2 protein-coding genes are annotated in these 1,392 nt (G+C 57.3%); both read left to right on the top strand.

Annotated elements, in window-relative coordinates:
- Positions 1–147, top strand: a 147-nt coding sequence (locus ACIOUG_RS27035) for a F0F1 ATP synthase subunit gamma (RefSeq protein ID WP_401070238.1), incomplete at its 5' end; no start/stop codon positions are given.
- A 27-nt stretch (positions 148–174) separates the two neighbouring features.
- Positions 175–1,392 (top strand): F0F1 ATP synthase subunit beta (gene atpD / locus ACIOUG_RS27030; protein WP_401070235.1); only part of this gene is annotated, 1,218 nt, incomplete at its 3' end.

The following is a 1,392-nucleotide window of genomic DNA, read 5'->3' as shown; positions in this document are numbered from 1 at the left end:
CCGACGATTTCCGAGATCTCTTGGGTGTACGCTACCGACAACGCCGGTGATTTGATCAGCGATTTGCAGCTGATCTACAACAAGGCGCGTCAGGCTGCGATCACCCAAGAGATCTCGGAAATCGTCGGCGGCGCTGCCGCGGTTTAACGGTTCAAATATTCAGAGGATCCAGCTATGAGTAGCGGACGTATCGTTCAAATCATCGGCGCCGTTATCGACGTGGAATTTCCACGCGACAGCGTACCGAGCATCTACAACGCGCTGAAAGTAGTGAGCGCGGCCGAAACCACTCTGGAAGTTCAGCAACAGCTGGGCGACGGCGTGGTTCGCACCATTGCGATGGGTTCCACCGAGGGCTTGAAGCGCGGTCTGGAAGTTACCGATTCTGGCGCAGCCATCTCCGTACCGGTCGGTAAAGCGACCCTGGGCCGGATCATGGACGTCCTGGGTAACCCAATCGACGAAGCTGGTCCGATCGACACCGAAGAGCGTTGGGGCATTCACCGTCCAGCGCCTTCGTTCGCTGAACAGGCAGGCGGCAACGACCTGCTGGAAACCGGCATCAAGGTTATCGACCTGGTTTGCCCGTTTGCCAAAGGCGGTAAAGTCGGTCTGTTCGGTGGTGCCGGTGTAGGCAAAACCGTAAACATGATGGAACTGATCCGTAACATCGCCATCGAGCACAGCGGTTATTCCGTGTTCGCCGGTGTGGGTGAGCGTACTCGTGAGGGTAACGACTTCTACCACGAGATGAAGGACTCCAACGTTCTGGACAAAGTGGCACTGGTTTACGGTCAGATGAACGAGCCGCCGGGAAACCGTCTGCGCGTAGCACTGACCGGCCTGACCATGGCCGAGAAGTTCCGTGACGAAGGTAACGACGTTCTGCTGTTCGTCGACAACATCTATCGTTACACCCTGGCCGGTACTGAAGTATCCGCACTGCTGGGCCGTATGCCTTCGGCAGTAGGTTACCAGCCGACTCTGGCTGAAGAGATGGGCGTTCTGCAAGAACGTATCACTTCGACCAAAGAAGGTTCGATCACCTCGATCCAGGCGGTATACGTACCGGCGGACGACTTGACCGACCCGTCGCCAGCGACCACCTTCGCCCACTTGGACGCCACCGTCGTTCTGTCCCGTGACATCGCTTCCCTGGGTATCTACCCAGCGGTAGATCCACTGGATTCGACTTCGCGCCAGCTGGACCCGAACGTAATCGGCCAGGACCACTACGACACCGCTCGCGGCGTTCAGTACGTTCTGCAACGTTACAAAGAGCTGAAGGACATCATCGCGATCCTGGGTATGGACGAGCTGTCGGAAGCCGACAAACAGTTGGTTAACCGTGCTCGTAAGATCCAGCGCTTCTTGTCGCAGCCGTTCTTCGTG

It is taken from the genome of Pseudomonas sp. NPDC087803 (assembly GCF_044742995.1).
Taxonomy (GTDB): Bacteria; Pseudomonadota; Gammaproteobacteria; order Pseudomonadales; family Pseudomonadaceae; genus Aquipseudomonas.
Note: the sequence above shows the minus strand (reverse complement) of the source record. Positions and strands in the feature narration are given on the sequence as shown.